A 25,593-nucleotide genomic window follows, 5' to 3' on the forward strand; every position below is an offset into this window, starting at 1 on the left:
AACGCAGCGTGGGGGCACCTCCCGTGCCCGAAGGGCTACGGGGGAGTGCGTGCCAGGGCACGCGAGCCCGGCAAGATCCGAACGACAGGCCCTAGTTCGCGCCGCGAAGCGGGCGCGGGGGTCTGGGGGCTTGCCCCAGTTCGGGAAGGGGCGGGGTAGGGGAACAGCGCCGCAGGCGTCACGCCCGCGCCGCCGCCACCCCCCTCAACGCCCCCACCACCCGCGCCACCCCCCGCCCCTCCTCCGCGCCCCTCCGCACCGCCGCCACCACATGGCGGCGCGGCTGGTCCGCGCTCAGGACGCGCATCGTCACGCCCGCCCGGTCCCCGCGTTCCGCCGCCATGCGGGGGACCAGCGCGACCCCCATCCCCGCCTCCACCATCGCCAGGATCGCCGTCCAGCCCGCCGCCGAGTGCGCCTGTTCCGGCACGAAACCCGCCGCCTCGCACGCCGTCAGCGTGATCTCCGACCACGGCCCGCTGCCGCCGAAGATCCACGGTTCGCCGGACAGGTCCGCCAGCCGCAGCCCGGCAGCGGACGCCAGCGGGTGCCCGGCGGGCAGGGCCACGTCCAGAGGGTCCGCAAGCAGCGGGACCCGGGTGAACTTCGGGTCGCGGGCCGTCGGCGCGTGCGCCGCCAGGGACAGCGCGACATCCACGTCCCCCGACAGCAGCAGCTCGTACGCCTCCGCCGCCTCCGCCTCCCTCACGCGTACCTCCAGCGAAGGATGCGCCTCCCTCAGCTGCCGTACCGCAGGCACGACCAACGCGGGCACGGCGGTCGAGAAGGCCCCCACCCGCACCTCCCCCGCCTCGCCCCGCAGATACCCGGTCAACTCCGCGTCCGCCCGCTCCAGTTGGGCGAAGACCGCCTCCGCGTGCCGCAGCACCAGATGCGCCGCGTCGGTGAGCCGCACCCGCCGCCCCTGCGCCTCAAGCAGCGGTACGCCGAGTTGCTTGGCCAGATTCGAGAGCTGCTGCGACACGGCCGAGGGGGTCATCAGCAGCGCCTCGGCCGTCGCCGTCACGGTCCCCCGCTCGCTCAGCGTGCGCAGGATCTGGAGCTTCTTGATGTCCCACTCGGTCATGGCCGCACGCTATCGGCCCCGCCGCGGCCGGGCGGTCAGCACCGGCCCCGCCGCGGCCCCGCGGTCACCGCTTCCGCGCGTACGTCGTGAAGATCAGCCCGTTGTCGAAGACCCGGCTGCTCTGCACCTCGAAGTTCATCGCGTCGTACTTCTCCGAGAACACCGGGACACCCGCCCCCAGCACCACCGGATATGTCTTCACGTGCAGCTCGTCGATCTCGTCGCGCAACTGCCCCGCGAGGTCGGCCCCGCCGCACAGGTAGATCCCGAGATCGCCGTCCTCCGCCTTGAGCTCGCGGATCTTCGCGACGATGTCACCGGACACGATCTCCACGGCCGGGTCGAGTGACTCCTTGAGGCTGCGCGAGACGACGTACTGGCGCATGTGCGCGTACGGACTGGTGACATCGATCTGGAGCGCGGGCTCATAGGTGTTGCGCCCCATCACCACGGTGTCGAAGTGCACGTTCGCCGCCTTCTCGATGCCGAGCAGCGGACGGACGTGCGAGGGAAGCGTCTCGGGGTACTCGGCCGTGGCGTAGGCCGTGAACTCCTCGCTGATCGGATAGACGTCGCCGTCCCCGTCCGGGGCGGCGATGAAGCCGTCGATGGACACGGCGATGTAGTACACGAGCTTTCGCAAGCTGGTCCTCATTCATTGGTCCCTGGCAGCCGGGGTTCCAGCCACGACAGCCATAGTGCTCCACCTGTAGTGGTTACGCAAGACCCTTTCCTGGAGCCTCACTTGACCCGGCCCGCCGCCCCCAGCATCACTCCGCCCAGGATCAGCCCCATGCACAGGATCGGCATCGGCCCGGTCGACTCGCCCAGCAGGGCGAAGGAGAGACCTGCCACGCACACCGGCTGCAGGTAGTAGACGACCCCGGCCCGCGCCGCACCGATCACCGCGATCGCCTTGTTCCAGGCGAAGAAGGCGACGGCGGACGAGAAGACGCCGACGTACACCAGCGGCCCCACCGTCCCGGCCGTCGGCTCGAAGCCGCCCTGGAGCGCGAGGCTGGCACCGAACACCGGCGCCAGCATCAGCGCGCCGAGCACGAACGTCATGAAGAGGAAGGCCAGTCCGCCGATCTCGGCGGGCCGTCGCCGCAGCAGTGCACTGTACGAGGCGAAACTGAGCGCGGCCGCGAACATCCAGAGGTCACCGGCAGTGAAGTCCATCGCGAGGGACCCCTTGCCGACGAGCAGCAGAACTCCCGTGCAGGCGACGGCCATTCCCACCAGACGCCGCGCTCCGAGCCGCTGCCCGCCGATACGTTCGTAGACCGCCATCAGCACGGGCGACGCGGCCATGATCATGCCCATGTTGCCGGCCGGAGTGGTCAGACCGGCCTGGTTGACGAGGGTGTTGTAGACGGTGACGCCGAGCAGTGCGGCGAGCGTGATGTAACCCAAGTGGTGCCGGATCAGGGCACGTTGACGCCAGGTCTCCCGTATCGCGAAGGGCGCGACGGCGATGATCGCGATGATCCAGCGCCAGAAGGCTGCCTGCACCGGCGGGACGGAATCGTGGAGGGCACGCGATGCGACGAAGCTCCCCGACCAGACGACCGTTGCGACGGCGGCGAGCAGGAGCCCGGGGCCGGAGCCCCGTCGCACCCGCCTCGCGGTGGTCGCCTCACTGCTGCGGACGCGGTCCAGGACTGCCATCGGTACCCCTTGCCCCTCTCCCCCGACCGGGGGTTCTCTCGCTTGTGGATCTACCGTGGCAGCGAGGGAACGCTTAGGTCCATCGAATCTTTTCGACGATTACTTGAAGGAGAACTGAAAGGTGACCGGAAAGGTCGGCGCGGGGCTGTCCGCCGTCGGGGCATGACAAGGGCGCCCCAGGGGGTGCGTACACACCCCGGAGCGCCCTAGGAAAACCAGGTGGAGCTAAGTGCCGGTCGAGCCGGTCAGCTCTGCTTCTTGGACTTGTCGAGAACCATGACCAGGCCCGCGATCAGCACGAAGAGGCCCAGCGGCGCGGCCACATACAGGCCCAGCGTCTCGGCCACGCTCAGGCCCTGGCCCGGGTCGTCGCCGTCGTCGCGGGTCACGGCGAGCGCGGGCGACGACAGGAGCAGCATCATCAGCGTCGTACCGGCCGCGACGGCGCCGGCGCGCAAAGCGTTCTTCTTGTCCACGGTGCCAACGTAGCGAACGGCTGTCAGGGCCGCGCGTCCGGGGGTGCCGTACGAGGTTCGGGGCCAGGTTCTGGGGGCGCTTCAGGGCGCGGGCCGAAGATCTCCATCAGCCCGTGCAGCCGGGGCGAGGCCGCCAGCTCCTCCAGGGTCACCGGGCGGCCGTCGGCGTCCGCGACCGGCAGTCGCCAGTTCGGGTACTGGTCCCAGGTACCCGGCAGGTTCTGCGGGCGCCGGTCGCCCACCGCGTCCGGCAGCCAGACGCCGACCATGCGGGCGGGCGTACGCAGCAGAAAGCGGTACGCGGCCCGGATCCGCCCCTCCTCGTCGTCCCTTCCCTCGGGCAGCAGGCCGAGTCGGCCGAGCAGGTCCAGCCATTCGGCGACGTCCGCCGCGTCCTCCGTGCGCTCCTGGTCCAGGGGGCGGGTGAGCAGGCCGAGGCGGTGGCGGAGCGCCACATGCTCGCCGGTGAGCCGGGCCGCCGTGGACGGCAGATCGTGGGTGGTCGCCGTGGCCACGCAGTCCTCACGCCACCGCTCGGGCGGCAGCGGGCGGCCCGTGCCCGCCCAGTCGCGCTCGAACCAGAGCACCGAGGTGCCGAGCACACCGCGGCGCGTCAGGGCCTCGCGCACCCCCGGCTCGACCGTGCCGAGGTCCTCCCCTATGACGACGGCTCCCGCGCGATGGGCCTCCAGGACGAGGACCGCGAGCATCGCCTCGGCGTCGTAACGGACATAGGTGCCGTCGGTGGGCGGACTGCCCTCCGGGACCCACCAGAGGCGGAACAGGCCCATGACATGGTCGATGCGCAGCGCACCCGCGTTGTGGAGCAGGCCGCGCAGCAGCCCGCGGTACGGGGCGTAACCGGACGCGGCCAGCACATCGGGCCGCCAGGGGGGCAGGCCCCAGTCCTGGCCGCGGGCGTTGAAGGCGTCCGGGGGCGCGCCGACCGACATTCCGGCGGCGAAGGCATCCCGCTGCGCCCAGGCGTCCGCACCGCCCGGATGCACACCGACGGCCAGGTCGTGGACGATCCCGACACCCATGCCCGCCGTGCGCGCGGCCAGTCCGGCGGCGGCCAGTTGCCGGTCGGTCAGCCAGGCGAGTCTGCTGTGGAAGTCGACCCGGTCCATCAGTTCGTACCGGGCCCGGGCGGTCTCCGGCGAGTGCGGGTCCCGCAGGGCTGCGGGCCAGTTGTGCCACTCGGAGCCGTGCACCTCGGCGAGGGCGCACCAGGTGGCGTGGTCCTCCAGGGCCCGGCCCTGCTCGGCCAGGAAGTCGCAGTAGTCGGCGCGACGGCCTGGCCCGAGCGGCACGCGGTGCACGATCTCCAGCGCCTCGCGCTTGAGCGCCCAGACGGCGTCCCGGTCGATCAACGCGCCCTTCTGCAGCACCGATTCGCGCAGCCCGGCCCCCTTCTCGCGCAGCTCTTCAAGCCGCTGCCGGTCCCTGGCGCCGACGTACGCGCACTCCGGAATGTCCTCGATCCGCAGATGGACGGGGTCGGGGAAGCGGCGCGAGGACGGGCGGTAGGGCGAGGGGTCGGTGGGCGCGCCGGGGACGGCCGCGTGCAGCGGGTTGACCTGTACGAAACCGGCTCCGAGCGCCCGGCCGGACCAGGTCGCGAGCTCGGCGAGGTCACCGAGGTCGCCCATGCCCCAGGAGCGGGCGGAGAGCAGGGAGTAGAGCTGTACGAGAAAGCCGTGGGAGCGGCTTTCCGGCTGCGGCACCGCGGCGGGCGCGACGACAAGGGTCGAGCGGGCGGTGCGCCCGTCGGGAGCCTCGGCGTACAACTGGTGTACGCCGAGGGGAAGTTCCGCCCAGTCCGGCCCGGAAAACCGTCCCGGACCGGAATCCCGTCCCGGTCCGGGCTCCGCAACCGAGTGCGGCCAGGGCTCGGCGCCGTCCTCAGGCTCGACGCGCACCGTCGTGTCTGCGGGGAGCCCGGTCAGGGCCGCCGGGACATGCCCCTCGGACCACAGCACCACCGTCGGCGGCAGCAGCCGCTCCGCGGCGGCGGATTCGGCGCGGGCCAGGGCGTCCCGTAGCGCCGATGGGGTCGAGGCGTCGACGCCGAGGGCGGCGAGGACCGCCACGACCGTGGCGTCGGGGACGGGCACGCTCACGCCCTCCGAGGGCGCGTAGGCGGTGGCGACTCCGTGCAGCGCGGCGAGCCGGGCAAGGCCCATTCAGACTCCTGGGGACTCCGTGCCGCCGGCCGTCCCGGGGGCCGTCGGCTCGCTGGTGAGGGGGGCGGCCTCGGCGAGCGGCGGCTCACTGGTCAGCGGGGCGGCGTCGGCGAGCGGGGGTTCGCTGGTCAGCGGGCCGGGGCCCGGGACCTGTTTGGACAGGGCAGAGAGCAGAAGGTGTGCGGATGCGGCCATGGCGGTCACTCCTGACGGACGGTATCGGGACACAGCAGCCCTACCCAGTGGGCGCGACCGCAGACGTACACGATCAGTCAACGTGTTCCGCGTCACATTCCGTTCCCTGTGCGGCAGTTGGATCAAATCACCCATCGCATCAGGCAAAAGGTGCAGAACGGCCACCTGCATTGACACCCTCCGTGTGGTGGTGGTGGGCTCGAAACCGACCGGAATGACAGGGGAGACGAGGGGAGGCGGGCGTGCGGCTCGCGCGCAGGAGGCGCACCGCGACAGCCGTCGCGGTCGCCGTCATCGGCAGCCTGCTCGGCGGCGCGCACGGCGCGCCCGCGGCCCCCGACGACCCGGGCTCCCCCGCCCGCACCGCCGAGGACCCCGAAGGCCAGTCGCCACTGCCCCCGGTCTGGCCGCGCCCGCAGACGATGCGCGCCGCCGGCCCGTCCATACTGCTCGGCGACGAGGCGACCGTCGTGGCGGACCGTGGCGCCGATCCGTACGCCGTGGAGCGGCTGAAGGAGCTGCTGCGCGCGTCCGGCGTCAGGACCCTGCACACCGAGCTGCCCGGCCGCGGACCCGTTGTACGCGTCGGCGGGAGCGGCGCGCAGGACGCGCTGCGCGCCCTGCGGGCACGCGAACGCGCCGATCTCCCCTCCGGCGGCTACCGGATCGCCGTCGGCCAGATCCAGGGCCGCGACACGATAGCGCTCGACGGAGTCGGCGCCGACGGTCTCTTCCACGGCGTGCAGACGCTGCGCCAGCTGATCGGGCGGAAGACGGGCGCGCGCGCCGACGGGGCGACGGTCGCCGGAGTTCTCGTACGCGACTGGCCGGGTACGGCCGTACGCGGCATGACGGAAGGCTTCTACGGTCAGCCGTGGAGCCATCAACAGCGGCTGGCGCAGCTGGACTTCATGGGGCGCACCAAGCAGAACCGCTATCTGTACGCGCCCGGCGACGACCCCTTCCGGCAGGCCCGCTGGCGCGACCCGTACCCCGCCGCCCAGCGCGCGCAGTTCCGTGAACTCGCCGAGCGCGCCCGCCAGAACCACATCACGCTCGCGTGGGCCGTGTCCCCCGCGCAGGAGATGTGTCTGGCGGACGACGGCGACATCAAGGCGCTGACCCGCAAGATCGACGCGATGTGGGCGCTGGGTGTACGCGCCTTCCAACTGCAGTTCCAGGACGTCAGCTACAGCGAGTGGCACTGCGGCAAGGACGCGGACGCATTCGGTTCGGGCCCCGGGGCGGCCGCCAGGGCACAGGCGCGCGTCGCGGGCGCGGTGGCCGCGCATCTGGCCGACCGGTATCCGGGGGCGGAGCCGCTGTCGCTGATGCCGACGGAGTACTACCAGGACGGCGCCACCGACTACCGCCGGGCGCTCGCGAGCGAGCTGGACGGCCGGGTCCAGGTGGCGTGGACGGGCATCGGCGTGGTGCCGCGCACCATCACCGGAAGCGAACTGGCCGGTGCCCGCGACGTGTTCAAGCATCCGCTCGTCACCATGGACAACTACCCGGTCAACGACTACGCGCAGGACCGGATATTCCTCGGCCCCTACACGGGCCGCGAGCCCGCCGTCGCGATCGGCTCCGCCGCGCTGCTCGCGAACGCGATGGAGCAGGCGTCCGCCTCCCGCATCCCGCTGTTCACGGCCGCCGACTACGCCTGGAACCCGAAGGGCTACCGCCCCCAGGAGTCCTGGCAGGCCGCGATAAACGATCTCGCGGGCGGCGACACCAGGACCCGCGAGGCGCTGACCGCGCTCGCCGGAAACCACTCCTCGTCGATCCTCAGCCCCGCCGAGTCCGGGTATCTGCAGCCGCTGCTGCGGGAGTTCTGGCGTTCCCGTACGACGTCGGACGCGGCGGCCAGGGACCGGGCCGCCGCATCGCTGCGCGCCGCGTTCACCGTGATGCGCGAGGCCCCGCAGCGGCTGAAGCAGTCCGCCGACGGGCGCCTCGACGACGAAGTACGGCCGTGGCTGGAGCAGTTGGCGCGCTACGGCCGGGCGGGCGAGCTGTCCGTCGACATGCTCCAGGCGCAGGTACGCGGGGACGGCGTGGCGGCCTGGCGGGCGTCGCTGGACCTGGAGCCGCTGCGCACGGCCCTGAAGGCGAGCCGGGCGACGGTCGGCAAGGGCGTGCTCGGTCCGTTCCTGGACCGGGCCGCGAAGGAGTCGGCGACGTGGACCGGCGCAGACCGTTTCAAGAAGACGGCCGGCGAGGACACGGTGTGGCTGGACCGGCCCCGGCCGGTCGCGGCGGTGACGGCGATGACCGAGCCGTCCGCCGCCCAGGCGAGCTCCGGGAGCCTGGAAGCACACGTGCCCGGCCAGGGCTGGCGCCCTCTCGCCCCCCTCTCGGCGAGCGGCTGGACCCAGGCGGACGCCAAGGGCCTGCGGGTGGACGCGGTCCGGATCACGTCCACCGGGGCGAAGCCCGTCGCCGTACGGTCCCTGGTGCCCTGGTTCGCGGACGAGCCCCTCGCGGGCCTCGATCTCGTACGCGGCGAGACGGACGCCGAGATCGGCGGCGGCCCGCAGCACGCCGGGGTCCGGCTGACCGCGCGCCGCCCGGCCGAGGTGCGGGGCGCGATCACCGCGAAGGCCCCGGCGGGCATCAGGGTGACGGTGCCGAAGGAGACGACGGTGCCGCGCGGGCTGCGTACGACCGTGCCGGTCGAGGTCACGGTCCCGGCGGGCACACCGGCCGGGGAGTACCAGGTGCCGCTGTCCTTCGCGGGCCAGGAACGCACGCTGACAGTGCGCGCCTACCCGCGCACCGCAGGCCCCGACCTCGCGCGCGCCGCCGGCTCCGTCGCCTCCTCGTCCGGCGACGAGACGGCCGATTTCCCGGCGGCCTCGGCAATCGACAGCGACCCGAAGACCCGCTGGTCCTCACCCCCCGAGGACGGCGCCTGGTGGCAGCTGGAGCTGGCCCGCCCGGCCCGGCTCGGCCAGGTGGTGCTGCACTGGCAGGACGCGTACGCGACGAAGTACCGCATCCAGGTCTCGGCGGACGGCCGCACCTGGCGCACGGCCGCGACGGTCGGCGACAGCGCGGGCGGGCGCGAGACGGTCCGTATGGACAGCCGCGACACCCGCTTCGTCCGGGTCCAGGGCGATGCGCGGGCAACGCAGTACGGCTACTCACTGTGGTCGGTCGAGGCGTACGCAGTAGCGGAGTGAGGGCGCCGGCCGGCTCCGTGAGGACCGACCGGCGCGAGGGACGACGAAGGCCCGGGTCCTAGGCAGAAATGCCGTCGATCCGGGCCATCGCGTCGTCCGCGCCGTACGGCTGCAGGTATGGCAGCCAGCGCGGGTCCCTATGCCCGGTCCCGATGATGCGCCACGCGAGCCCGCTCGGCGGGGCGGGATGATGGTGCAGCCGCCACCCCAGCTCACGCAGATGCCGGTCCGCCTTGACATGGTTGCAGCGGCGGCAGGCCGCCACCACGTTGTCCCAGGCGTGCTGTCCGCCGCGGCTGCGCGGAATGACATGGTCGACGCTGGTTGCGACGCCACCGCAGTACATACAGCGCCCGCCGTCGCGGGCGAAGAGTGCTTTGCGGGTGAGAGGAACGGGCCCCCGGTAGGGGACCCGCACGAACCGCTTCAGCCGTACGACGCTGGGTGCGGCGATGACACGGGTCGCGCTGTGCATGAAGGCGCCGGATTCCTCGAGGCAGAGAGCCTTGTTCTCCAGGACGAGGATGAGCGCGCGGCGAAGCGGTACGACGCCGAGGGGCTCGTACGACGCATTGAGGACCAGAACGTGCGGCACGGTGGATGCCTCCTTGTACGCCGGCGGCGCGTGGCTCGCGCCGGGACGATCTGCTCTTCAGTGTCTCCTCATGCCAGGTCCGAGCGCCACCACGTGCAGGTAACGGGCTCGAGGTGTTTTGGACCACATGCCTTCGACCAGTTCATCCCCAGGTGAGCCTCGTCTCTCCCTCGAACACCGCAACGGAGCACACCGGATGCCCCGTTAGGGTGGTTGGTCTGCCACCGCAATGCCTGGAGGTTCCCCTCGTGTCCCTTTCCGTCCTACTGGCCGCCGGCCCGTCTCCCGAGCCGGTCTCGCTCGACGAGGCCGCCAAGCAGGCAGGAGACGCCGCGGGCTACGTGGAGCAGAACTGGTCCACCTGGCTGAACACCGGCCTGCGTATCGCCCTGATTCTGCTGGTCGCGCTGGTGCTGCGGATGCTGGTGCGCCGCGCCCTGACCAAGCTGATAGAGCGGATGAACCGCTCCGCCCAGGTGGTGGAGGGCACGGCCCTGGGGGGCCTGCTGGTCAACGCCGAGCGCCGCCGTCAGCGCTCCGAGGCCATCGGATCCGTACTCCGCTCGGTCTCCTCCTTTGTGATTCTCGGCACCGCGGGCCTGATGATCCTGGGCGCCTTCAAGATCGACCTGGCACCGCTGCTGGCCTCCGCGGGTGTCGCGGGCGTGGCGATCGGCTTCGGCGCGCGCAATCTCGTCACCGACTTCCTCTCGGGCGTCTTCATGATCATGGAGGACCAGTACGGGGTGGGTGACAGCGTCGACGCGGGCGTCGCCTCCGGCGAGGTGATCGAGGTGGGCCTGCGCGTGACCAAGCTGCGCGGCGACAACGGCGAGATCTGGTACGTCCGCAACGGCGAGATCAAGCGCATCGGCAACCTCAGCCAGGGCTGGGCGACGGCGTCGGTCGACGTGATGGTCCGCCCGACCGAGGACCTGGACCGCATCCGCCAGGTCATCGGCGAGGTCGCGGACGAACTGGCGAAGTCCGAGCCGTGGAACGAGCGCCTGTGGGGCCCGGTCGAGGTGCTGGGCCTGAACGAGGTGCTGCTGGACTCGATGACGGTCCGGGTCGCGGCGAAGACGATGCCGGGCAAGGCACTGGGCGTGGAACGCGAACTGCGCTGGCGCATCAAGCAGGCCTTCGACGCGGCGGACATCCGCATCGTGGGCGGTATGCCTCCGGTGGCGGCGGAGTCGGTGACGACGGACCCGACGGCGGGGATGGCGGCGCCTTCGGCCCTGGCCAGCCCGACGTCGCCGCAGTCACTGGCGGCGACGCCGATCGGGCAGCAGGCGAACATGTCGAAGTAGGAGACGTAAGGGAACGGGCGCCCCGGCCGTTGCGGCCGGGGCGCCTTTCCGCGCGTATCGCCGTCCGTCTGCCGCCGCTGCCTCAGCGAACCCAGCTCTTGAGCGGCTCGGTATCCAGTGTGATCCCGACCGGGTCGGGCAGCGTGACCACCTTGCCGAACGGCACCGTCAGAACATGCTCGTAGCGGACACCGTCAGGCTCGCTGTGGACCTTGATCTCGCAGGAGTCGCGGTCGATCAGCAGGTATACGGGGATCCGGGTCTCGGCGTAGGCACGCGGCTTCTCCACGCGGTCGCGCCGATCCGTGTCGGTGTCGTACGACGTGATCTCCAGAGCCATGAGCACCGGCTCGGGATCGGCCCACTCGCCTGCACCGACGAACGCTTCCGCATCGGCCAAGGTGCCATCCGGACGCGCGTGGCCTTTCCGGTAGGTCTCGATCCTCAAACCCTGTCCCGTCGAGAGCCACAGCTCCGGCCGGTGCTGCATGCAGATCCTGGTGAGCCACTGAATGATGCGCTCGTGATCGCCGTCGGGCACCGGCTTGACCCCCATCTTGCCGTGAATGAACTCTGCCCTCAGCCCCTCGACCTCACGTGCCAGGGCACGCGATGCGGCTTCGAACTCCTCCGGCAGCATCTGCGGCCGATCAGCAGTCACGGTCACGGCGCCTCCTCCTGCTCTCGCGGGACCTGCCCCCAGAGTACGGAAGCCAGCCGTCCCGCCGCAGAGCTTCCCCAGGTGAGCCACCCAGACCCGACGAACGCTTCCGATCCCGCCGACGTGCGAATACCGGCTTCCAACCGGAGGGAGTAGGACGGCGTATAAGAACGGGCGCTGCAGCTGGCCTGGGTGCCCGCTCCACGTGCGGCTGACGCCCCACCGACCCTGATCCCCAATCGCCGGGTCGCAGCCCTCCACGCCCCGCCGCATCACGCGGGCGGGGCGTGGCCGGAGCTCACGACGGCTGGAAGCCGCCCACCCAGGGGATGTCCCCGGCCACTCCGAGCTTCCCGGCGGTCAGCTCTACGCTGCCTCTTCCGGTGGGGCCGGTGGAGCTGCCTGGCAGGACCCACACCGCGCCGCGGTAGCTGTCCTCACCCTCCGCACCGATGATCACGTCGGGACGACCGTCCGCCCTGACGTCGCCGACCGCGAGCGTGGTACCGAACCCGTCGCCCGGTTCCGACACCCCGGGCACCGACGCGGTCTCCTGGGAGAGCTGGTACGAGCCGGCGCCGGGCGTGCCAGCCTTCGTGCCGGGGACGATGACGACGACTCCGGCACGCCCCTTGCCGTTCTGCGTCTGTCCGGGCACGCCGACGACGATGTCGCCAAGACCGTCCCTATTCAGATCGGCGACGGCAACGGCAGTGCCGAACCCGTTGTACTTCGCCGACGTGCCGACGACGCCGGCCGTGTCCTGGCTGATACGCACCGGTGTTGCCGCGAGACCGTTCTCGCCGCCGTACCAGACGGTGATCTGACCGCCCTTGTGGCCGTGGGTGCCACTGATCGGTTCGTCGGGGTCGCCGACAACAAGGTCGCTGTAGCCGTCGCCGTTGACATCCCCGACAGCGGTGGTCGTACCGTCAATGGGCAACGGGACGCCGGGGCTTGTGGGGTCGACGTACACGAGGCCGCCGCTGTAGCCACCGACCCGGACGGAGGTGATGATCCGCGCCGCGCGTCCGTCGCCGCGCACCAGGTAGTCGGTGACGCCGACCGAGGGCGTGTCCCAGTTCGGCGATTTCGTGCTGACCGAGCCGTCGCGTGCGAAGGTGCCGCTGAATTCGATCGATCCGTCGTAGCCGCCGACCAGTACGCGCGCGCCACCGCTGTCGCGCACTGCGGCGACATCCAGGCCGTACCGGGCGCCCTTGACGAGCGTCACGGGCAGCGCGCTTGCCGCGGCCAAACCGTTCTTGCCACCCCACAGGACGGTGACTGCGCCGGCGTCCACGGCGCTGCCGAGGTCCTCGTCGGGCACTCCGACGACCAAATCGCTGTAGCCGTCCTTGTCGAGATCGGCGAACGCCGTCGAGGCACCGAAGAGATCACCAGCCTCCGCGGCGTCCGGCACGCCGACGGAGTCCTGAGTGATGACGACCTTGCGCACCGTGGACACCCCCGTCCTGGAGCCGTAGAGGACGGCGACCGCCCCCGCGCCGGTCTTGCCTCCCACCTGTGCCCTGGGTGCCGGGACGACCAGGTCCTGGTAGCCGTCCCCGTTGAAATCCGCCGGCGCGGCAATGGGCTTCGCCACGGCCTCGGCAGGCATGACGACCGAGCCCGTCACAGCGGCGCATGCCACGGCAACTGCGGTCGCCAACCTGATTCTTCCTGTCTTCCCCACCCTGTTTCCCCTCCTGATGCACAGTGAGACAGCAGGAGCGTACGACTCCACCCGCCGCTGCTGCAGCACGAGGTCCGGCGGATTCGCCTCATCGGTTCCGGCAGTGTCTCCGTGGAGCCCGTAAGAGGTCCTAGCAAAGGCGTTGGACGTGTCGGTGGGTGATGAGGCAGGTGGCGGGTGCCGAGGAAGGCGTTGTGGATGTCATCGCGTCGTTCCCAATCGGACGCGGAGGCGGCGGAATCCCTGAAGCCATGCGATGGTGCGCTCGACGACCCACTTAACGCACCTCCGGCGAACCTGTCAAAGTAGCTCACGAGACCGAGAACGGGCACCTCCGTTACAGCAGGCGCCCGTTCCCACGTCCGTGTCATCAGAGGTCAGCCGACTGTCTGCGGCTCGGGTACATGCCAGAGCCCGTCGGCCGACATTGCGCCGCTCCAGATACGCAAGCGGTCCAGGCTGCCGGGAAGGTAGTGGTCGAAGCTGCCGCCGTCGACGCCGCGGCCCTGCGCCAGCGACGTGAGCCCGGCGTGCGGGCTTGCCACCTGCGGGGTGCTGTCGATGTACAGCTTGAGCCTGCCGGATGTGTCGGACGGATCACCGAGGGTGGTCGCAACAGCGTCGAAGATGCCAGTGACGTCTGAACGAAGCCCGTCGGCGCACTCTAGCCCCAGCAAGCGGACTTGATCGATCCACCTCCGTCCGCTCAGCCTGCCCGGGGCCTCTTCTACTGGTCGATGCTCGATTAGCTTCAACAGCGGTCGTGGCCTTCGGACCGTGCCAGTTCAAGTTCGGCTCTGGGCAAGACGAACGGCGGGGGCCAGTCGCGGTCCCCGCCGTCGTCTTGCCTGACGCCTAGCGGATCACCAACCGAGCCAAAGCCGGTCGGCCTTCTCCTGTCCGCCTACACGCACGGCTACGTTGAGCCAGTCGTCCGGGAAGTCGGGCAGGGTCACGTAGTACACGTCCCGGCCCGACGTGGCCGGCGACAGCGTTCTGATGAATTTCCAATCCATCTTCTGCTTCTGGTACTTGACGGACACCACCTTCTCCCCGGGGTCGGCCACCATGACGACCCGCGCCCCCTCGTTCAGCGTTCCCGGTCCGAACAGAGCGGCCAGCGTCGAGTCGCCCTTCGGCTTCACCCCTCTCGTCTCGCTGCACTTGACTGCCCGCAGCCCGCCAGAGAGCTCGGATTCCCCGAGGCAGACATGTCCCTTCACCGATTCCCAGAGAAAGGCCGTCACCCCTGGTAGTGCGACCCTGCTGACACCGGCGGCTGTGGGTTTTTCTCCCATCCCGTTGGCCTGGGCGAGCAGCTCCCCCTCCCGCTGATCCAGGTCGGGCTCCTCCGACAGCTTCGCCGACGGCTGCAACCGGGAGGGAGCAGGATCCGCTCCGGCTGTCGGCTGCGTCTCCTGTGGACCGCAACCGGCGAGGACGACGCAGGCGGCCGGAAGGACCGCCCACCGGACCAGGGCCTGCCTGGGGCTAACTGTCAAAACGGCGTACTCCCAGTCTTGAGGACTTGCGCGTTGATGGAGACGCGGTTCTGCGGGATCTCCGAGTAGGTGACCGGAGTCCAGGACGTGAGGTCGAAGGTGCCCCAAGTCTTGCTGCTCGTCCGCCCGTCCGCGTGGTAGTAGGTGGTCATGTACGTGTCTATGACGCCATGAGGCGACAGACCGAAGTGATCACCGGCTTTCACCTTCTTCGGCACCGTCTTGGTCACGGTCGCGCTGCGGGTCTTAGTGTCGACGTTGGTCCAGGTGTAGTCACCGTTGACACCGAGGGTTACCCCCAGCTCGGACTCTGCCAGCATCGGGATGCCGGCCTTGATCTTTCCTGAAACCCCCGCGGACCACCCGATTTTGTCGGTGAACTGCTCCGCCGCCGCGTACATGGCCTGCTCGCTGTACGCGAAGGTGACGTCCACGTTGTCTTCCGAAGTGTCGAGCATGCCCGCGGTGGTGTAGTCGGTGAAGTAGTCGTTACGCACCCACGTGGTGGTGGACCAGAGAACATCGGTCCCGCCAGATGGCACGATCACCCCCTTGGGCATCTTGGGCGGCACGGTGGTGCAGCCGTCGCAAAAGTGCCGCGTCGAGGGCTGGGTGCTGCCGCCGCCACCACTGCTCGGCGGGGTCACCGTGCCCGTTTTCGGGTCGTAGCCGACCCCCTTTTGGGTCTCGTTTGAGCAGTACTTCAGGTCGTACAGGCACGAGTTCGGCGGCGAGCCGATCTCCGTACCCGCCGGGTCTGTGAGGCTGACCGGGTTGTTGTTGCTGTACGTGTACGCGTTGTGCTGGCGCGGGTCGTCCGTCACGAACAGCGGGTCCACCGAGATGAACCGGCCAAGTGCCGTGTCGTACTCGCGCGCCCCCAGGAGGACCAGGCCGGTGGCCGTGTCGTTCGTACCGCCGACGAAGCCCTTGTCACCTGTCCATCCGGAGGGCTGGGTACCGCGTGCACCGCCGAAAATCGTGGTCTTGCGACGGGTCACCGCCTGGGTGGCATCGGCCGTGATCTGCGTGGTGCCCGTGCCATGGTGGTCGGACAGCGTGAAGGTCAGTTTGCCCCCGGTTCGCATCGCGACGATCTTCGAGCCGGCCGAGTAGTAGCGAGTTCCGGTGACCACGCCCGCCTTGCTCAGGTGGAGCTCATTGCCTCCGGGGAGATAGAGGGTGGATCCCGTGGCGTCCTTGCGGATCAGCCGTTGCCCCTGGGTGTCGTAGACGTAGCTGCTGGTCTCCGTCGTCCCTTCGGTGACCGCAGCCAAGTGGCCCTCGTCGTTCCAAGTCAGGGTCTGGGTAGCCGCGCTGCCGATCTTGCGCGTCGCGGTGTTGCCCGCCTCGTCGTAGGTGAAGGTCTCGTCATGCGCGTTGGTGCCTGTCTGGGTGACCTTCGGCAGGTCGTGCGTCCCGGCGGTCGGCGCCGCGTAGGTGCGCACGGTGTCGGCGGCTGGCCCTGAAGCCGTCTTGTGCTGGGTCTCCGTCTTCCGGTTGCCCAGCGCGTCATACGTGTACGTGGTCCAGTACGCGTCCTGCCCGCCGACGACCGCGGCCGAAGGCGCTGCGGCGCACTTCTCACCCGAGTTGGTCCACGCCTCCTCGATCCGGCCCAACGCATCCAGGCCGAAGCACTGCGTGTCGGTGGTGCGGGCCGCGTCCTGGCCGTACGAGGTGGAGACCGAGGTGATGTTGTCGGCGGCGTCGTAGCCGTAATGCGCGTCCTCGATCCGCTGCGGCGCGGTGTCCCGGTCGAGGTAAGTGTCGGTCAGCGCGTTGGTGTGGTCGTCATAGGTGTTCGAGACCGTCAGGCTCTGACCGAAGGCACCGTATTTCTGGATGGTGTTGCGGCCGTAGTGGTCGTACGTGCTGTCAGAGACGAGCGGGTCGGTTCCGGCGCCGACGGTCTTCAGCAGGCCGATGACAGGGCTGTAGGTGTTGGTGACCTTCTCGGCCGCCAGCCCTCCCATGGCCGGATGCTGGGTCCACATCACCTGACCGGTATTGAGGTTGTAGGAGGTAATCCACTTGTAGACGCCGGTGAGCGCTCCTTCGCTGTCCGGGATGGTGAGTTGCGTACCAACGGGCTTGTACAGGCTGTTGTACGACGTGACTGCTGACTCGTAGGCCTTGCCCCCGATCCACCGCGTGGACTTGGACAACTGGCCCTTGGCGACCGTGTCGTACTCCCACGACGTGAGCGTTGTCGTGCCCTTCTTCAGGGCGATCTTGCGGCCCAGCTGGTCGTAGTCGGTGTGCAGCGTGATGCTGCGGCCGACGCTGGTCACGTCCGTGGCGCGGTCACCCCGGTCGTAGACCGTCTTGGTCGTGCCCTTGTCTGGATCGTCGACCTGGGTCTGGCGGCCGCGAACGTCGTATGTGTACGTCCACTTGGCGCCGGAGGGGTCGGTGAGCCCGCCCATCCGGCCGAGCTTGTCGAAGCTGTACAGCGTGGACTGGGAGGTTGTGCGGCCCGAATCCGTGTACTGCTTCAGCTCGACCGTCCGGCCGAGCGCGTCCACGACAGTGGTGCTCGCGGTGCCGCCCTGCGGTGGGACCGTGGTCGCGGTGTCACCGGTGTAGCTGGTGGTGGTGCGCTTGGTCTCGTCGCCAAACCGCTTCGAGATCACGGCGGTGACGCGGCCGGCTCCGTCGAAATCGGTGTCGGTAGATGCCGGGTACTTCAGCTCCTGACCGGTGACAAGGACAGGTTCAGCCGGGCCTTCGGCGTAGAAAGTTCCGGAGGTCCGCCAGGCCTGGCCGCGGGTGTCGTAGAACGTCTCGGTCACCAGATGTCCGGAGCGGTCAGGGGACTCCTGCTGGGTCTGGCGGGCCCGCAGCAGACCGTCGGATATGGCGTAGCTGGCGTTGTACTTGGAGTCGTGGGTCAAGGTCTTGGTAGTGATGACGACCGGTCCGTCGTTGCGGACCAGATACTCGAAGATCTGGTTCGGCGAGTCAGGGTAGGTCACTGCCGAACGGGTCGGCAGCCACACCTTCGTGGTCCGGCCCAGCGCGTCGTAGGCGGTGGTGGTCATCTTTCCGTTGGCGTCCGAGACCTGGGTGGGCTGGCCGCGCAGCGGATCCATGGTGGTGGTGGCGGCGTGGCCGAGCGGGTTGGTGACCAGCACGCTGGTCGGCGCCTCGCCCGTGACAGGCGTGTACTCGGTCGTGGTCACCTTGCCGTACGCGTCCGCGACCGAGCGACCGCGGCCGTAGATGTCGAAATCCGCGGCCGGCGTGGAGGAGACGACGTCGTAGCCGCTGCCCGCTCCATTGATGCGTTCCGTCTTGGTGACATCGCCCTTGGCCGGCGCCGCGCCGAAGGCGCCGCCGTCGTAGTACGTGCGGACGTCGTCGATGACGTCCGCGGGGCGTGCGACCGTCGCGCCGCAGGTGACCCCCACCGTCTCGACCCGGCTGACCTTGTCCAGGATCCAGCTGGTGGTGTTGCGGGCGTAGCTGGTGGCGGCGCACTTCTCGTCGCCGATCTTACCCGTGTCGCCGGTCTCGGAGACCGAGTCGACCATGCCGTAGGCGTCGAAATGACGCGTCAGCTCGGTCGTCCGAGTGCCTCCGGTGACAGTGGTGCGGGTGGACTCCTGCTCCATTCCTGTCTTGTACGACTCCAGGTCGGGCAGACCGGTCCGGTTGCGATGGGCGACCAGCGCCGAGCGCCACGGCGTGTACGAAGTCGCGGAGACGAGCTTGTTCGTGTCATCGCCGTTGTACGTGGCCTTCTCGCGGAGCATGCCCGCGAACTCCTCGCGGTCCGCGACGGGATCGCCGGCGGAGTCCTCGACGCTCTTTCCGTCGAACCCGCGGAAGTAGCGGCTCTCGGTGAGGGTCCTGGGGTCGGAGGCGGCGCCCACGCGGGTCTGGACCCGCTCGTAGCCGCGCGCGACGGAGTACGTCCGGTCCTCGGACTTGGTGAACTCGTCTGTGCTCTTCGCCCAGCCCGCCCCGCCTACATAGGAGTAGGTGCTCACCTTGTCCGGGGACTCGACCAGGTTGTCGCCCTCGGTCACCTGGGTGGCGACGTACGAGTTGAACCAGTCCAGCTTGGCGTCATTGCCCTCGTACGCCCACTTCACCGGGTAGCAGCGGGTGGTGTTCGTACCGTCGGCCGGCGGCAGTGTCGAAGCAGTGCAGTCGGGCTGAGAGTAGGTGACACCGATCGTGGCGCCGGTCTCCGTGGTGATCTGGTACAGCCGCAGCCGGATGAAGGGGGCCAGGCCGTCGCCGGTCTTGTCGACGCGGTTGGCCCGCTGCTCGCCAGCGAAGGTGACAGGAGGGAGCCCGGCCGTGCCGCCGGCCTTTCCGGTGCGTGTGATCGACTTCAGCCACATCGGAGTGGACACTCCGTCGCCCGAGGCCGGGAAGTCCTGCGCCAGCGCCCAGGAGTCGACGTCCTTGTACGCACCGCCGGTCAACACCTTCGTGGTGATGCCGGCAAGCCGCTTACGCGACCAGAACGTGGGCGAGAAATTGTCCTTGCACTCCGTACCGTCCTTGCAGTTGGTATCAAACGGGACGTCCGGCCAGTTCGCGGCGTTGGCCTCGTCGAAGGTGCCACAGTTGCTCAGGCAGCGCTCGCTGACGTCGAACGTCACCTGACCCATGGCCTTTGTCGTGTAGACCGAGGACGACCGCAGGCCGTAGTCGATGTGGTCCAAGTAGCCGCCGCGGATGTAGGAGGTGGCGGTCGAGTCGCCGGTGGTCTCCGAGACGTTGCGGCCGTAGTTGTTGGACTCCGACTTCCAGTAGTACGCCATGGCGCTGCCATGCGGATCGACCACGTAGTCGAGCTGCCAGCGCCAGGCCTGCTGGCACCAACCCTTCGCGAACGACGAGTTGTAGCAGGGCTCGCCCGCCTGGTTACCGAACACGGGCATGGTCCACGCCGAGTTCGTCACGGGATCGTCGGCCGCGGTGCCGTTGTCCTTCCACCCGGGAAGCCGGTTCAGGCCGAAGAAGTACTGGGTGCCATCGGTCGTGGTGATCTTCCAGTGCTCACCCACCCCGTCGACGTCAGCCGTGCCCTGGTCATTGTTGGCCGCGCCGGTGAGTTTCTCGACCTTCTCACCCGAGTCAGACGCGGGATGCCAGCCCTTGCCCGCCTCGTACACCAGCTCGGTCGACTTGCCGCCCAGTGACATGGTGGCATTGTCGTTATACCAACACATGTCGCCGACCCTGGTGGTGTTCGTGGCGTCGGTCTTGTCGTCGTTGCACGACTTGTAACGGCGCTCGATGAAGCCCGGCTCCCAGGACCAGCCGTCACCGATCCAGGAGGGCTGGTTGTTCGAGGCGGCCGTACGGCCGTCCACGCCCTGCGAGGAGTAGTCGAGCGAGATCTTCGGCTGGATGCCACCCGGCACCGCCGGCACGCCGATCGGGTGTGACCAGGCGAAGCCGCCCGTCGATTCGCCGGCGCTCCACGAACCTGTCATCTGCAGGGACGTGGCCTTGTAGTCGCCCGTCGGACCCTCGGCTCCCGCCGCTGCGGCCAACACCGTCAGGCCGGTCACGCCAACCGGCGCCGATAGCGTGCCGGCCTTGGTGTCGTTCCTCGTCTCCAGCGGCTTCTGTACGCGGCACTTCGCCTTCGCTGGTGTCGTCAGCGCGCACCCGGGCAGCTGCACCAGTCGCAGCCGGGACGCCCAGTCACCGCCATACGCACCCCGGAACGACGAATAGTCCACCTCGACACGAGCAGAGCCCGCCTTGGCCACGGCGTCCGCGCGACCCACCGACAGCAAAAGCCCCTCGACTCCTGCCTTGCGCGCCGCGTCCCGGTCAGCCACCGACACCTTCACCTTGCCAAGGGCCTCCCCCGCGGCACGGGTCTTACCGGGCACCGCCGCAATGGAAACCGGCAGCTTCCCCGCACGCGTTGCAGCCCCGGCACCAGCCGGAGCAACCCCGGCAGTCCCGGGCGCAGGCCAGGCGACCTTCGGCGAGGCCTTCCAGGAGTGGGCCGCCGCCGCGTCGGGTCTCCTGGCGCCGCCGGCCTTCACTCTTTCGACCGGCACTGCTTTCGGCTGTTTCAACTTTGGAAGCGGAATTCCTCCATCCGAATTCGTGGCTACGGCCGTTGCCGGCAGCACCCCCACCATGACCGCTGCAGCCAAAGCTGCCGCCAGCCCACGCATTCCGAAACGACTCACGCCCCACCCCTTGAGCAAATCCAAAAAGACCGCCGAAGACTAGCAGCGGAAAACGAGGAAGGCGTCAACTTTCTTCAGGCGTCCCGCGCACACAGAAAAAGGGACCGGAATGGCGCATTCTCGGCAAGTATTCAGTTTCGCACCTTGATCATCACAAAGTAGCAGGTCACAGCCATTCCATAAACCGGCACAAACACCTTAATCAAGGCAAGATCGCCTAGATACTGAAATACGGGACAACCGACCGGCCGGGCTCCAAATGGATTCCTCGCACCCCTGCACGTATATAGAGTCGCCGCGAATACCTGACACACACAAAGGATGGTGCGGTGCATATGTCAACGAGTGGCGGCTTGCCCAGAAGACCGTGGCTGACGCGCGCAATATCGGTTGCTTTGGCAGGCGGAATTATAGCTTCCGGATTGCTGGGGCTTCCTGCCTCCGCGGCGCCCACTCAGGCCGTTTCGGCCGTATCCGCGGATCCAGTCGCGGACGGGTCGAAAAGCGAGGAGGACTACGCGCTCGAGCAGGCCCAGGCCACCGGTCAGCCCTTCGAGCTGACCTCGGCCCGCACCGAGTCCACCGACACGTGGGCCCTGCCGGACGGTTCGTGGTCGGTCAAGCGGTACGGCACGCCGGTGCGGATGCTGCGGGGCGGAGCGTGGATCGCCACCGACCCGACGCTGGCGTTCGCCACCGACGGCACCGTGGTGCCGAAGGCGTCCACCGTGTCCGTGGCTTTCTCCGGTGGTGGGAGCGGGCCGTTGCTGTCCGGCGTCAAGGACGGCCGGACGCTTTCCCTTTCGTGGCCCAAGCCACTGCCCCAGCCCACGCTGAACGAGAACGTGGCCACCTATGCCGACGTGCTGCCCGGGGTGGACCTGCAGCTGAAGGCCGAGGTCGAGGGCTTCTCCCAGCTGCTGGTGGTCAAGACCGCCCAGGCCGCCGCGAACCCCGAACTCGCCTCGCTGAAGTACAAGTTGGACACCGTCGGCGTGTCCGTGTCCACCGATGCGGAGACCGGCAGTGTCACCGCCGTCAACCCGGCTGGCGAGACCGTGTTCACCAGCCCCTCCCCGCTGATGTGGGACTCCACCTCCATTACCTCAGGTGGTGCCGCTCCGGTGGAACGGACCGCTCTGACCGCGGGCGAGGGGGAGACGCCCACGGACGCCTTCGAGCCCGCGCCGGGTGCGCAGGACGCCCAGATGCCCACCACCGTTTCCGGTGACACGCTGGAGATCAAGCCCGACCAGGCGCTGCTCACCGGTGCAGATACCAAGTACCCGGTCTACCTCGACCCGTCCTGGGCCTGGGGCAAGCGGCAGAACTGGACCCGCGTCTACAAGAAGTACCCCAACACCTCCTTCTGGAACACCAAGGAGGTCGTCCGGGTCGGCTACGAGAACGAGACCAACGGCCTGTCCCGGTCCTTCTTCCAGCTGGACACGTCCAACATCAAGGGCGCCCAGGTCAAGACCTCTACCTTCCGGATCAAGAACACCTGGTCCTGGTCGTGCCAGGACCGGCCCGTGGAGCTGTGGCACGTCGGCGGAATCTCCTCCAAGACCACCTGGAACAAGCAGCCCGCCAAGTACTCCAAGCTCTACACCGTCGACGACGCCAAGGGCTGGAGCAAGGACTGCGCCGCAGGCAATCTCGAGTTCGACACCACCGCCAAGGTCCGCGAGGCCGCGTCGAAGAACTGGTCCAGCCTCAACCTCGGCCTGTACGCCTCCGATGAGACCGACACGTTCGGCTGGAAGAAGTTCGACGCCAAGACCGCAGTCCTGGAGACCACATACAACAACCCGCCTAAGACGCCCAGCGGTCTGGGCACCAACCCGAAGAGCGACTGCAAAACCGGCGGGGCAATCGGCAACACCCGGGTGAGCATCTACGCCAAGATCGACGACAAGGACGCCGGCAACCTGAGTGCCGAATTCCAGATCTTCAAGACCGGCGCCACCACGCCGACGGTGACAAAGTCCATCCCGGCCGCCAAGGGCAAGGTCGCCACGTACGTGGTCCCCGACGGCGACCTGCCCACCGACAGCTATACCTGGAAGGTCCGCGCGAAGGACCAGGACGGCGCCTACTCCGCGTGGTCCGCCACATGCAAGTTCTCTGTCGACCGGACCCGGCCCAGCCAGCCCCCGGTCATCAGTTCCGCGGAGTTCCCCAACGGTGAGAACGGCTGGCCGACCACCACCGGCAAGGCCCGCACTCCCGGCAGTTTCACCTTCACTCCCAACGGCGTCACCGACGCCGTCGAATACGGCTGGTACACGGACTTCAACCCCCAGGTGAACCACATCACCGTCGCTGCAGGGGGTACCGCCACTGACACCTTCAAGCCACCGAGTTACGGTCCGCACTTCGTCTATGCCTTCAGCGTCGACAAGGCGGGCAACCGGTCGGACACCGCCACCTACATCTACTACGCCGGCCGCTCACTGGACCGCGACGGACCGACCGACCTCAACGGCGACACCATCAGTGACATCTGGAGCATCGACTCCAACGGCACTCTGCTGACTTACGCCGGCCAGGGCAACGGTGACTTTGCCTCAGCCACCAACGGCGGCAAGTCCTTCGAAGGCAATCAGGTCGACTCCCGCGGCGACTGGGGCCAAGACGGCTACAACGACCTCGTCTCCCTCGAGTACGACGGCATCGACAAGACCAAGAAGCTCTGGACGTACCCCAACAACGGCACCGGAGTCATCCGCGACGAATACACCCAGCTCACCGTCGCCTGCCCCGTGAAGGACCCGGAGACCGGCTGCGACTACGGCGACGACTGGACCGGCGACGACCACTGGCACAACGCCGAGCAGATCGTCACCCCCGGCGACCTCAATGGCGATACCCAGCCCGACTTGCTGGTCAAGCAGGGGAAGCAGCTGTGGGCGTACTACGGCAACCGCGCCGGCTACACCCTCGACACCATTCGCGAACCCGTCCTCGTGGGCAGCGGAGACTGGGACAAGTTCACCGTCATCGCACCCGGCGACCTCAACGGCGACACCATCGCCGACCTGTGGCTGCGCGACAACGCCACCGGAGACATCCTGCGCTCCTACGGCAAGAAGGGCCCCGACGGTCGCCTCGACCCCACCACCTGGGGCAACACGAGCAGTCGCGTGAAGATCGGCTCCGGATACCCCGCCGCCGTGTTCCCGGCCATGGGCTCCGTCGGCGACGTCACCGGCGACAGCATCGCAGACCTGTGGGCCCGGAAGACCGACAACACCATGATCGGCTGGCCCGGCAAGGTCACCGCCTCGGTCTTCTCCTTCGACCCCTACTTCGCGATCGACGGTGCCTCCGGCGGAGCCCGCATCCCGGCCGGAACCACGCTGACCGCCGGACAGTCGTACACCTCCCGCTCGGCCAAACTCACCATGAAGGACGACGGCAACCTGGAAGTCACCTCCAACGCCGGCAAGCCGCTGTGGTCCACCGGAACCTCCGGGAACACCGGCGCGAAGGCCGTCATGCAGTCCAACGGCAACTTCGTGGTCTACAAGGCCGACGGCAGCACGGTGCTGTGGGAGTCCAAGACCAGCGCAGCCGAGGGCTACGCCCTCCTCCAAGACCGCGGCAACCTCGTGGTCTACAACGCCAAGGGCCAGTCCCTGTGGAGCAGCGGGACGGTGACCCGGCACGACTACAACGCCGACGGCCGCAGCGACATGGGGCTCTGGTACGACTTCAGCGCGGGAAGCGACGCGACCTACACGCTGCTCACCAATTCGGACGGGTCGTTCAAGGACCCGCTGAAGTCCTTCACGGCCGCGATCGGGGCCTGGGAAGCGAACAGCATGAAGTTCGTGACCGGGGATTTCAACGGCGACGGCCGCGGTGACATGGCGGCGCTGTACGGGTACAGCGACACCAGCATCAAGCTGTGGACCGCCTTCGGTAAGGCCGACGGCGGCTTCAACACACCCTTCGAATCCTGGAGTTCCTCGCCCGGCCGGATGCACACCAGCTATATGACGCCGCAGGCGGGTGACTTCAACGGCGACGGCCGCGACGACCTTGCCGTCTGGTACGCCTACCCCGACGGCACCACCAAGCTGTGGACCTTCACCGCCGCCGTCACAGGCAAGTTCAATGCGCCCTTCGACACCTGGTCCGCCCCCAGCGGCACCTGGTCCCGGGCTCGCACCAAGTTCGTGACCGGCGACTTCAACGGCGACGGCCGCGACGACCTCGGCGTGTTCTACGGCCAGGGCGACAACTCGGTGAAGACATACGCCTTCCTCACCACTCCCACCGGAGGCTTCGCGGCACCGGAGGTGTGGTGGGAGAGCACCGCGCTGGACTGGAATCGATCCACGCCGCACGCCGGAGACTTCAACGGCGACGGCCGCGACGACGCCATGATCTGGTACGACTCCCCCGACGGCAGCGACAAGGTCTCCACCATTCTCTCCACCACGGTGAACGGCAAGAACCAGTTCGGCTCCGCCTTCGTCACCCTCGCCAGTGCTGCTGGCAACTGGGACATCAAGCGCAGCCAGCTCGTCATCGGTGACTACAACGGCGACGGTCGCGACGACATCGGCGCGATGCACCATCTGTCGGACGGATCCGTGAAGATGTGGACCTGGACCGCTAGGCCCGACGCCATGTTCAACGGCGGGCTGGCCGGCTACACAGCCCTGTCCGCTCAGTGGGTCTACGCCTCCACGAGGTTCTTCAAGCCCTACAACTGACACCAACCCGACCTGGTCCCGGCAGCGCCGATGTCGGTCCGAATGTCGTAAGGGGTGCCCTCGCCGCCGTCGTTGATGATGTGGATGACCTTCGCGCCGGCCTTGCGGGCTCTGGCCAGC

The 25,593-nt window shown here is 68.7% G+C and carries 15 protein-coding genes and 2 pseudogenes; 3 read left to right on the forward strand and 14 right to left on the reverse strand.

Annotation, left to right across the window (positions count from 1 at the left end; genetic code table 11):
* Window positions 1–178 precede the first annotated feature (178 nt).
* From ABZS64_RS36410 to ABZS64_RS36435, 6 genes are all read right to left on the reverse strand, one after another.
* Window positions 179–1,087, reverse strand: a complete 909-nt coding sequence (locus ABZS64_RS36410; protein WP_355839022.1) for a LysR family transcriptional regulator — start codon at window positions 1,085–1,087, stop codon at window positions 179–181.
* A gap of 64 nt (window positions 1,088–1,151) precedes the next feature.
* A complete protein-coding gene (locus ABZS64_RS36415) occupies window positions 1,152–1,730 on the reverse strand; it encodes a dihydrofolate reductase family protein (protein ID WP_355839024.1) in 579 nt (192 codons plus the stop codon).
* Window positions 1,731–1,828: 98 nt separating this feature from the next.
* Window positions 1,829–2,758: a DMT family transporter gene (locus ABZS64_RS36420; protein ID WP_355839026.1), complete on the reverse strand. Its 930-nt coding sequence runs from the start codon at window positions 2,756–2,758 to the stop codon at window positions 1,829–1,831.
* A 245-nt stretch (window positions 2,759–3,003) separates the two neighbouring features.
* Window positions 3,004–3,234 (reverse strand): hypothetical protein, encoded by a 231-nt coding sequence (locus ABZS64_RS36425; RefSeq protein ID WP_355839029.1) that lies wholly within the window; start codon window positions 3,232–3,234, stop codon window positions 3,004–3,006.
* Window positions 3,235–3,257: 23 nt separating this feature from the next.
* Complete coding sequence (gene malQ / locus ABZS64_RS36430) at window positions 3,258–5,420, reverse strand: 4-alpha-glucanotransferase (protein ID WP_355839031.1); 2,163 nt, start codon at window positions 5,418–5,420, stop codon at window positions 3,258–3,260.
* Window positions 5,421–5,615, reverse strand: a complete 195-nt coding sequence (locus ABZS64_RS36435; protein ID WP_266476309.1) for a hypothetical protein — start codon at window positions 5,613–5,615, stop codon at window positions 5,421–5,423. It lies immediately after the preceding gene.
* A 242-nt stretch (window positions 5,616–5,857) separates the two neighbouring features.
* Here ABZS64_RS36435 and ABZS64_RS36440 point away from each other — a divergent pair, with 242 nt between their 5' ends.
* The gene (locus tag ABZS64_RS36440; protein WP_355839033.1) at window positions 5,858–8,803 is read left to right on the forward strand and encodes a beta-N-acetylglucosaminidase domain-containing protein; all 2,946 of its coding nucleotides are present in this window, start codon (window positions 5,858–5,860) and stop codon (window positions 8,801–8,803) included.
* A 58-nt stretch (window positions 8,804–8,861) separates the two neighbouring features.
* Here ABZS64_RS36440 and ABZS64_RS36445 read toward each other — a convergent pair whose 3' ends face one another.
* On the reverse strand, window positions 8,862–9,398 hold the full coding sequence (locus tag ABZS64_RS36445; protein ID WP_355839035.1) for an HNH endonuclease: 537 nt from the start codon (window positions 9,396–9,398) through the stop codon (window positions 8,862–8,864).
* 248 nt (window positions 9,399–9,646) lie between these two features.
* Between ABZS64_RS36445 and ABZS64_RS36450 the strand changes: the two genes are divergently transcribed.
* A complete protein-coding gene (locus ABZS64_RS36450; RefSeq protein ID WP_355839037.1) occupies window positions 9,647–10,711 on the forward strand; it encodes a mechanosensitive ion channel family protein in 1,065 nt (354 codons plus the stop codon).
* An 82-nt stretch (window positions 10,712–10,793) separates the two neighbouring features.
* Here ABZS64_RS36450 and ABZS64_RS36455 read toward each other — a convergent pair whose 3' ends face one another.
* From ABZS64_RS36455 to ABZS64_RS36480, 6 genes and pseudogenes are all read right to left on the reverse strand, one after another.
* Window positions 10,794–11,378 carry a Uma2 family endonuclease gene (locus tag ABZS64_RS36455; protein ID WP_355839039.1) on the reverse strand — a complete coding sequence of 195 codons (585 nt, stop codon included), beginning with the start codon at window positions 11,376–11,378 and terminating at the stop codon, window positions 10,794–10,796.
* 292 nt (window positions 11,379–11,670) lie between these two features.
* Window positions 11,671–13,044, reverse strand: a complete 1,374-nt coding sequence (locus tag ABZS64_RS36460) for a VCBS repeat-containing protein (RefSeq protein WP_355839041.1) — start codon at window positions 13,042–13,044, stop codon at window positions 11,671–11,673.
* A 154-nt stretch (window positions 13,045–13,198) separates the two neighbouring features.
* A pseudogene (locus ABZS64_RS36465) lies at window positions 13,199–13,347 on the reverse strand (transposase); the annotation flags it as partial.
* 98 nt (window positions 13,348–13,445) lie between these two features.
* A complete protein-coding gene (locus ABZS64_RS36470; protein WP_355839045.1) occupies window positions 13,446–13,823 on the reverse strand; it encodes a hypothetical protein in 378 nt (125 codons plus the stop codon).
* A 108-nt stretch (window positions 13,824–13,931) separates the two neighbouring features.
* Window positions 13,932–14,315, reverse strand: a complete 384-nt coding sequence (locus ABZS64_RS36475; RefSeq protein WP_355839047.1) for a hypothetical protein — start codon at window positions 14,313–14,315, stop codon at window positions 13,932–13,934.
* Between the two features lie 251 nt (window positions 14,316–14,566).
* On the reverse strand, window positions 14,567–20,437 hold the full coding sequence (locus ABZS64_RS36480; RefSeq protein WP_355839050.1) for an RHS repeat-associated core domain-containing protein: 5,871 nt from the start codon (window positions 20,435–20,437) through the stop codon (window positions 14,567–14,569).
* 731 nt (window positions 20,438–21,168) lie between these two features.
* Here ABZS64_RS36480 and ABZS64_RS36485 point away from each other — a divergent pair.
* A complete protein-coding gene (locus tag ABZS64_RS36485) occupies window positions 21,169–25,473 on the forward strand; it encodes an FG-GAP-like repeat-containing protein (RefSeq protein ID WP_355839052.1) in 4,305 nt (1,434 codons plus the stop codon).
* Window positions 25,474–25,499: 26 nt separating this feature from the next.
* On the opposite strand, the pseudogene ABZS64_RS36490 reads toward ABZS64_RS36485, so the two are convergent.
* Window positions 25,500–25,593 (reverse strand): annotated as a pseudogene (locus tag ABZS64_RS36490) (cysteine hydrolase); the annotation flags it as partial.

Source organism: Streptomyces sp. NPDC005408, assembly GCF_040606445.1.
Lineage (GTDB): Bacteria > Actinomycetota > Actinomycetes > Streptomycetales > Streptomycetaceae > Streptomyces.